3 protein-coding genes and 1 pseudogene are annotated in these 3399 nt (G+C 70.8%); 1 reads left to right on the forward strand and 3 read right to left on the reverse strand.

Annotation, left to right across the window (positions count from 1 at the left end; genetic code table 11):
- The 3 genes and pseudogenes from AB0M20_RS33420 to AB0M20_RS33430 form a co-directional block, all read right to left on the reverse strand.
- Positions 1 to 1397, reverse strand: a pseudogene (locus tag AB0M20_RS33420) (hypothetical protein); the annotation flags it as partial.
- Positions 1398 to 1404: 7 nt separating this feature from the next.
- Positions 1405 to 1758: a response regulator transcription factor gene (locus AB0M20_RS33425; RefSeq protein ID WP_364304330.1), complete on the reverse strand. Its 354-nt coding sequence runs from the start codon at positions 1756 to 1758 to the stop codon at positions 1405 to 1407.
- Between the two features lie 120 nt (positions 1759 to 1878).
- Positions 1879 to 2361 carry a hypothetical protein gene (locus AB0M20_RS33430; RefSeq protein ID WP_364304331.1) on the reverse strand — a complete coding sequence of 161 codons (483 nt, stop codon included), beginning with the start codon at positions 2359 to 2361 and terminating at the stop codon, positions 1879 to 1881.
- 162 nt (positions 2362 to 2523) lie between these two features.
- Between AB0M20_RS33430 and AB0M20_RS33435 the strand changes: the two genes are divergently transcribed.
- The gene (locus AB0M20_RS33435) at positions 2524 to 3258 is read left to right on the forward strand and encodes a helix-turn-helix transcriptional regulator (protein WP_364304332.1); all 735 of its coding nucleotides are present in this window, start codon (positions 2524 to 2526) and stop codon (positions 3256 to 3258) included.
- The last annotated feature ends 141 nt before the right edge of the window (positions 3259 to 3399 follow it).

Raw genomic sequence — 3399 nt, forward strand, 5'->3', positions numbered from 1 at the left:
GTGACGACAAGAGCCGCGGGGTGTACGACCACCGCGATCCGCACCGTGGAAGCCGCGCTGTGCTTGACGACGTTGGTGAGTGCCTCGGCGCAGAGGTAGTAGACCGCGACCTCGATCTCCGGGCCGAAGCGCTCATCGGGCACCGTCAGGTCGACCGCGACGGGACAGCGGCCCGACAGTGCGGACAGGGCGGGAGCGAGTCCGCCGGCCAGCTCGTGCGGATACAACCCGCGGGCCGCATCATGCAGGTCGAGCAGGGTGCGCCCGAGCTGATCCCGTGCCCTCGCCACATGGGCGTCACCATGCCGTGCGATCCGGTCCAGAACGTCGGACATCTCCAGCATCGGTGCCTCGGCAACGGTGGACAACCGTCGCTCCAGCCGGTGCCGCTCGCCGTCGACGGCCTGCTGCAGCCGGCGCCGCGACGCCGTCACCTCCGCCACCCGTGCCCGGATGCCGTCCTGCAGTCCGGCATGAGCCGACATCAGCCGACCGGCGGCGGAGACCGCCTCCGCCACCGTGGCGCCCGCGCCGACAGCGGAGTCGTGCAGCAGAGCGGCGAACGGCCGGCCGTCCCGGTCGATCCTGGTCAGCGTCCGTCCGCTGCGCGCGGCCGGTTCCGTCAGCACATCGCCGGCGTCGTCGACGTAGGCCGCGCGCGACGCCTGCCAGAAGCCGAGGCGTGTGGCAGGGTCGCCGATCAGGTCGGCCAGCGCGGCGCGAAGGGGAGCGGACCGGTTGCTGCCGAGGTCCACCACCAGATCGGTCACGGCCGTCACACCGACGGGGCGGAGACCGGCCCACAGGAAACCCGCGGCGACGACCAGAGCCACCTCGTACCCGAGCAGCGACGGCAGGCCGGCCGACCCGGGCGGCAGGGTCAGCCGCGCGACGGCGCCCAGCACCACCACCGCGGACAGGCCCGCGCCGATGCCGGACGCGGTTCGGCGGCTGCGCCGCCCGCGTACCCGTGCTTGCCACAGACCGGCCACCGACACGCCGGCGGCAAGGCCGCCCAGCACAACCGTCGGCACCTCGCCGTGCCAGATCGGCGGAACCACCGCCGCCGTGTAACCCGCCCCCACCAGCAGCCAGCCGGTCCGGGACGCGGGACGGCCCTCCGGGAACGAGACGAGCAGATGAACCAGGACTCCGCGATGCCAGTACGCCGCCTCCGGCGCCACCGTCCCGGCGAACCAGGTCAGCCCGGTCGCGATCAGCAGCACGCCGGCGTGCCGCCGGCGCGCCACCGACGACGCACCGGCGGCGAGCAGGACCAGCCCCACGGCGAGGTCGGGCGCCCACAGCAGCGGCCGGCCGGCATCGAATGCCCACAGGTCGGCCGCGACGCCACCGGCGGCACCGATGACCGCGACCGTGAGCCAGAGGCGCCGCATCGCACACCTAACCCAGCAGGCGTCGCAACGACGCGCCGCTCAGGTCCGCCTTGGGCAGGAAACCCCGCACCGGGGCGTGCCGCAGGCGGGCGCCGTAGGCCTCGGCGTTCCGGCTGGACACCAGCACGACCATGGGGGGCGTGCGCACCGATGCGACCGCCTCGGCCACCGTGATGCCGTCGACATCCGGTAGCCGGACGTCCAGCAGCACCACCTGTGGACGCAAGATGCCGACGGCGTCGATCGCCTCCGCTCCGGTGCCGGCTTCGCCCACCACGTCGAAACCGTCCGCCTCGAGCAGAGCCCGCACCGAGATCCGGAACTCGGCATGATCGTCAACCACCAGAACGGTGTGCCGCACGGGTCCATCATCCGCCGCCGGCCCCCGGATGACACCGTGGCTGGCCACAGTCCCTGTCTGCGGGCGCGAACGCCGCCGGCCCTCGGCGTGATTCTCGGCGCTCGTTCGGCAAGGCGAGACTTACCAGCGAAGGCGGCGTGGCTGGACATCCGTCGGGGTGATCGCGAACCACGTGTCGGCCGCGCCGTCCCCGGTGGTCTGGCCGGGCCGGTCCGCTCCGTACCGGTACACCGGGCAGCCGTTGATGGTCAGGTGCCGGTGACCTCCGGCGCGTTGCAGATATCCGAGGATGCGGGGGTCCACGCCGGGGAGCGTCGGGTTGTGGTCGTGATCGACGATCGGCCAGTCCGGCGGTGCGCCGGCGTCGCAGGTGAGCAGACGGCGATCGGGTACGGGGTCGATGCGCGGGTCGGTGCGCCGCTGGGCTATCGGCAGCCGGGTTTCGTCGTAGCGGTACAGCGTGAATCCGTCGCGGTCGATCACGGCGGTTGCCGGGCTCGGCGCCGGTGGCGCCGGGGGATCGGCCGTACCGACCACACTGACGATCACCGCAACGGGCACTGCTACCAGGGCACCCAGCGACCACGACCCTTTTGTAGGCATGACGTCCTCCTGCCGTTGACCGAGAGTGGTTACAGGAGGAGCGTGGCCGCGCCTGGATGGCGCCGCTATTAGCGGTTCCGCGTATGCCCCGTGTCTGCCGCCTGTCATCGGCGCGGACCGAGGTTTAGGCTCGTTGTGGAGGCTGAGATGGCCGGTCGCATGATGATCACCGAGCGCGATCTTCACACCATGCTGGGCATCGTTGCCGGTGCCGATGACCGCAACGCCGACGATGCCTTGCCGCATTCGATATTGGCGGCGCTTCAGCAATTGATTCCGTGCGAGAACGTCACCTTCGCCCTGCTGGACTCGTCTTGCCAGGTCACCGACTTCGAGCAGGAGGTCGGCGAACTGGGTCTCAAGGGAGACGCGTTAGAGGCATGGTCGGCCGCGTTCTGGAGCCTCTACTGGGAGAGTCCGGTCTGTTGCTACCCGGAGCTGACCGGTGACCTCACGACGATCCGTACGATCTCGGACTTCCATTCCGACCGCGAGCTGCACGCCACCCCGATCTTCAGCGAGTGCTTCCGGCTGGAGGGTGTGGAGCGCGCGCTGTTCCTGTGCCTGCCGAGTCAGCCCGGGCGGACGCTTCGGGTGATGTTCTTCCGCGGGCGCGGATCCGACTTCTCCGACCGTGACCGGGGCCTGCTCGCCCTGTTGCGGCCACACCTCTACGAGGCGTATCAGCGGCAATGCCGACGACAACGCACAACGCCCGTTCTCACGACCCGCGAACGTCAGGTGCTCCAGCTGGTCGCCGCCGGCCACACCAACAGGCAGATCGGCCGGCGTCTGTCCATCACCGAGGCCACCGTCCGCAAGCACCTCGAGCACATCTTCGAACGCCTACAGGTCACCAGCCGCACCTCCGCCGTGACCCGGGTCCTGGGCCCCTGACCGACGATCTCGGAAGCCTCGGACTTCCGGTCCGGGCCGCGAACCGCATCGTAACGGCGTGTTGGAGGGCTGCTTCCGCTCGTCGACGTCCCCGACCGACGACCACGCTGCCGCTCGTCCTCGGCGACGCGCGGCGTCCGT

The organism is Actinoplanes sp. NPDC051633 (genome assembly GCF_040681735.1).
Taxonomy (GTDB): Bacteria; Actinomycetota; Actinomycetes; order Mycobacteriales; family Micromonosporaceae; genus Actinoplanes.

Excerpts from the sequence above, each read along its gene's own strand:
- AB0M20_RS33430 (WP_364304331.1), bottom strand. The coding sequence starts at position 2,361 with ATGCCTACAAAAGGGTCGTGGTCGCTGGGTGCCCTGGTAGCAGTGCCC.
- AB0M20_RS33435 (WP_364304332.1), top strand. The coding sequence starts at position 2,524 with ATGATCACCGAGCGCGATCTTCACACCATGCTGGGCATCGTTGCCGGT.